This is a genomic window from Arthrobacter sp. (assembly GCF_031179385.1).
Lineage (GTDB): Bacteria > Actinomycetota > Actinomycetes > Actinomycetales > Micrococcaceae > Arthrobacter_D.
Window position 1 is genome coordinate 1 of record NZ_JAPSHV010000180.1, and the last position, 3,928, is coordinate 3,928.

Genomic DNA, 3,928 nt, shown 5'->3' on the forward strand with positions numbered 1-3,928 from the left:
AACTCAGGGGAGTCCGCACTGGACGTCCTCGCGTCGGCCTGCCATGTAGAAGCCGACTGCGATCGGTGAAGGAACCTTCTACGGGACGGTTGCCAACGATCTCGTGACCAGTGCCCGGGTAGGGATCCGCGTACGGACACTTGCATGGGGCGCGTCTGCTGCAACAGCAGCCCGCGAGATCTGAGGGCAAATGGCGCTAGTAGAGTCAGAGCATGAGACGACTGGTGCCGATCTGCATCTTGGCCTTCATATTTGTCGGGGTGCTGGGTGCCTGCAGCTTTACCCGTGGCACACCGGACCGGGAGGAAACCTTCAAGGTTGCGGACGGAGAATGTACAGCTGCGTGGTGGCTTGAGCCATTGGTTGATGATGTGCCGGATGAAGCGACGGCGGTTGCGGACCATGCGCTCACGGAGGCAACAGTTTCCACTGCTGAACGCGAGGAATGGAAAGAAATCGTGCTGGACTCACAATCCGGTGACCGGCAGATCTCCCAAAGCCAGCTTGAGGGCCATGCGTACATCGAGGTAGTCAGGGAACACGTGCGTTCTGATCTGCAGGAAGCGGGTTATCCCGACGCTCCCACCCGCATTATTGAGGTGTACTCGGATCTGCAATGCACTTGACCGTAGGACCGAGAGAATTCCGAATGGAGGGGATTCTCTTTGGCCAGTGCCTGACTCGAAAGCCGCCAAGAATCGCCCGCACTTGGACTTCCGCCCCGACGATCAAGGGGCCGAGGTCGAACGCAAACTGGCTCTCGGCGCCAGCAAAGTCAACATCGGTCAAGGCGAGCAGCCATGGGTTCTGCTCGCAGACCCAGAGGGCAACGAGTTCTGCATCCTGGGACCCAGGAAAGCCAGTCCCGAAGCTTGAAGTCCCGGGCATGCTTCCGTGAACCAAAATAGCGATGAGCTAAACGTTCCGTAGACGATCCTCCGCCGGGTTATCCGTGCTCATGTTCGACGGGGTGTCGCGGCGGGAGGCGGTCGAGTATGCCATGCTGAGCCCCGAGCACGAGGACTACCTGCGAGTCAGATCGTGGACCAATGAGTTTCCCGGTCCGCGCGCGCGGTCTGTACGCGGGAGACCGACTCATGGAAGGCTGGCGCCATGCGGAAACTGATCTATGGCATGAACCTGACCCTGGACGGCTACATCGCCGCGGCCGGCGACGATATTGGCTGGAGCGGGCCGAGCGACGAATTGTTCCAGTGGTGGCTCGACCAGGAGCGGGCGAGCGGCCTGTCGCTGTACGGGCGCAAGCTCTGGGAGACAATGAGTTCCTACTGGCCGACTGGCGACCAGCAGCCGAACGCCACCCCGGCGGAGATCGAGTTCGCGCGGAACTGGCGGGATACGCCGAAGGTGGTGTTCTCCTCGACGATCGATAAGGTCGACTGGAACACCCGCCTGGTCACCGGCGACGCGATCGCCGAGATCACCCGGCTCAAGGCCGAAGACGGCGGCCCGATGAGCGTCGGCGGCGCAACGCTCGCCGCGGCGGCCATGCGGGCTGGGCTGATCGACGAGTACGCGATCGTGACCCATCCGGTCCTGGTGGGCGGCGGCACGCCGTTCTTCACCGCGCTGGATAGCTGGGTGAACCTGAACTTGGTGGAGACGCGGACGTTTCCCGGCGGGGTGGTCCTGACCAGGTACGAGACGAGGCGCTGAGCGCGCTAACTCCAGCCGGGATTCGTAGATCACCAGATCCCGCACCGAAGTCGCTGCATCACGTCGCGCTGTAATCAATGCGCAAACCAGCGACCCTGTCTGCATGACTTGCGCCAGTGCTTGACTACAAGATGGGTAATTCGCCCGACGCATTGAGTCCGTCCGCTTCGTAGCGTTGATAGTGAACTATCCGAACGACGTCGAAGGAGAATCGGTTATGGAAATCGACCTGACGGTTCTGGCCGGCGGCGTTTCCACCGTCATCTTTGCCGGCAGCGTGATGCCCATGATTGTGAAAGCTGTGCAGACCAGGGATCTGGCGTCTTACAGTTTGGGCAACCTCTTGCTGAGCAACATGGGCAACCTGATCCATTCCGTTTACATCTACAGTCTGCCGGCCGGCCCCATCTGGGCATTGCACGCCTTCTACTTGATCACCACAGGATTCATGCTGGTCATGTACATACGACACGAAGCGCTGGGCAGTAAGCGCTTGCATGGTTCGGCCGCGGCGCGGCAGGCAGCAGGACACTGGATCCGCCCGAGGCAGGGCTTCTTTCTAAATTCGAACAGTCAACACAACTGGGCAACAACAACCCCTAACAACCGGAGACAGAACCATGACTACTAATCAGGAAGCATCCCGGCAATTGGCGTCTAGCCAGGAGCCTGATGCCGAAGCCGTCGAGGCGTTTGCCGCCCGCATGGTGGGCGTCCTCAACGATGCTGCGATCGCGGTACTGACCAGTGTTGGCCATCAAACCGGACTGTTTGAGACCATGGCAGGAATGCCGGCAGCCACCAGCGGGCAGATTGCCGATGCGGCAGGCCTCAACGAGCGTTATGTGCGCGAGTGGCTGGGCGGCATGACCACGGGACGCGTTGTCGACTATGACCCGGCGACCAGGACGTACCTGCTGCCACCCGAGCATGCGGCGGTGCTGACCAGCGCAGCGGGTCCGGACAACATGGCCATGCTGATGCAGGACATCTCGATGATGGGCGGGGTGGAACAGAAGATTATTGAGCGGTTCCGGACTGGCGGAGGGCTCTCGTACGAGGATTACCCGCAGTTCCATCGCAACATGGCAGAAGCCAGCGCGGCCGTGAACGATGCGGCTCTGCTGGATGTGATCCTGCCGCTGGTTCCCGATCTGCCCGGACGAATGCGAGCCGGCCTGGACCTTGCCGACGTCGGCTGCGGTGCCGGCCACGCCATCAACCTCATGGCGCAGGCTTTCCCTGCCAGCAGGTTCATCGGTTACGACTTCTCGGAGGAAGCTATCCAGAGCGCCCGAAGCGAGGCCGAACAGCTGGGCCTGGCGAATGCGGCCTTTGAGATACTCGATGTCGCCACGCTCGACGTCGAGGCAGGCTTCGACGTCGTGACAGCTTTCGACGCCATCCACGACCAGGCTCATCCCGGCACGGTGCTGCGCAACATCCGCCGTGCCCTTCGCCCGGACGGAGTCTTCCTGATGGTGGATATCAAGGCATCCAGCAACGTGGAAGAGAACATGGAGATGCCCTGGGCCAGCTACCTCTATGCCATCTCGACGTTCCACTGCATGAGCGTATCGTTGGGGCTCGACGGCGACGGGCTGGGTACCGCTTGGGGCCAACAGCTTGCGTTGTCCATGCTCGACGACGCGGGCTTTGGAACCGTTGAAGCCAAGGAAATCGATTCGGATCCCTTCAACACCTACTTCATTGCCCGGACGTAGAGACCTGCCAGAAGCCGTTTCACCTGCCGCTTGGGCATAGGGCGGAAGCCGGCATCAAGATAGCGTTGCCGGACGCGCCGTTCGGACCGGAAGAGCGCCCAGCCGCGCTTCAGCAGGAAAGGTACGGGCTTGCGGTGCTCCCGCAGGTCGCGCACGAGGCGGCGCACCGCCGTCGTAATGGGGGAGACCTGGATGAAGATGGGCTCCACAGAGAGTCCGAGTCTCAGCAGCGGGGCCAGAACGGCGTCGGCGAAGATCCCTTCGGCAATCACCGGGCCCTCAGCCAGCCGAATGGAGCAGTGGCCGGTATAACTGGAGGTCGCAATGGAGTACTTGGGCACCTGCGTGCGGCCGGCCTGAAGCAGTTCCAGCATCGCGTGGGCGGCGGCATCGCTGTTCCAGGTATCCGGATGGTCCCAGTCGACCTCGTGGTACGCAGTCTGAGGCAGCGGTGACTGCGGGGTGTGCTCGCTGATCTCGCGGTAGAAGCTGTCGAGCTCCACATGCGGGCGGCCGAAGCGTGCGGC

Annotated in this window: 6 protein-coding genes; 5 read left to right on the forward strand and 1 reads right to left on the reverse strand. The window is 61.8% G+C overall.

Annotated features, from left to right (window positions below):
• Positions 1 to 212 precede the first annotated feature (212 nt).
• The 5 genes from RIF85_RS15005 to RIF85_RS15025 all read left to right on the forward strand — a co-directional run bounded on the left by RIF85_RS15005 (position 213) and on the right by RIF85_RS15025 (position 3,401).
• On the forward strand, positions 213 to 626 hold the full coding sequence (locus RIF85_RS15005) for a hypothetical protein (protein ID WP_309072705.1): 414 nt from the start codon (positions 213 to 215) through the stop codon (positions 624 to 626).
• A gap of 46 nt (positions 627 to 672) precedes the next feature.
• Complete coding sequence (locus RIF85_RS15010) at positions 673 to 876, forward strand: VOC family protein (RefSeq protein ID WP_309072706.1); 204 nt, start codon at positions 673 to 675, stop codon at positions 874 to 876.
• A gap of 237 nt (positions 877 to 1,113) precedes the next feature.
• Positions 1,114 to 1,677: a dihydrofolate reductase family protein gene (locus tag RIF85_RS15015; RefSeq protein ID WP_309072707.1), complete on the forward strand. Its 564-nt coding sequence runs from the start codon at positions 1,114 to 1,116 to the stop codon at positions 1,675 to 1,677.
• 217 nt (positions 1,678 to 1,894) lie between these two features.
• Positions 1,895 to 2,308, forward strand: coding sequence for a hypothetical protein (locus RIF85_RS15020; protein ID WP_309072708.1), 414 nt, complete (start codon positions 1,895 to 1,897; stop codon positions 2,306 to 2,308).
• Complete coding sequence (locus RIF85_RS15025) at positions 2,298 to 3,401, forward strand: class I SAM-dependent methyltransferase (RefSeq protein WP_309072709.1); 1,104 nt, start codon at positions 2,298 to 2,300, stop codon at positions 3,399 to 3,401. Before RIF85_RS15020 ends, RIF85_RS15025 begins: the two co-directional genes overlap by 11 nt.
• On the opposite strand, the gene RIF85_RS15030 is transcribed toward RIF85_RS15025, so the two are convergent.
• Positions 3,380 to 3,928, reverse strand: a 549-nt coding sequence (locus tag RIF85_RS15030; RefSeq protein ID WP_309072710.1) for a uridine kinase, incomplete at its 5' end; no start/stop codon positions are given. The two genes, RIF85_RS15025 and RIF85_RS15030, sit on opposite strands and share 22 nt — an antisense overlap.

Excerpts from the sequence above, each read along its gene's own strand:
- RIF85_RS15005 (WP_309072705.1), top strand. The coding sequence starts at position 213 with ATGAGACGACTGGTGCCGATCTGCATCTTGGCCTTCATATTTGTCGGG.
- RIF85_RS15015 (WP_309072707.1), top strand. The coding sequence starts at position 1,114 with ATGCGGAAACTGATCTATGGCATGAACCTGACCCTGGACGGCTACATC.
- RIF85_RS15020 (WP_309072708.1), top strand. The coding sequence starts at position 1,895 with ATGGAAATCGACCTGACGGTTCTGGCCGGCGGCGTTTCCACCGTCATC.
- RIF85_RS15025 (WP_309072709.1), top strand. The coding sequence starts at position 2,298 with ATGACTACTAATCAGGAAGCATCCCGGCAATTGGCGTCTAGCCAGGAG.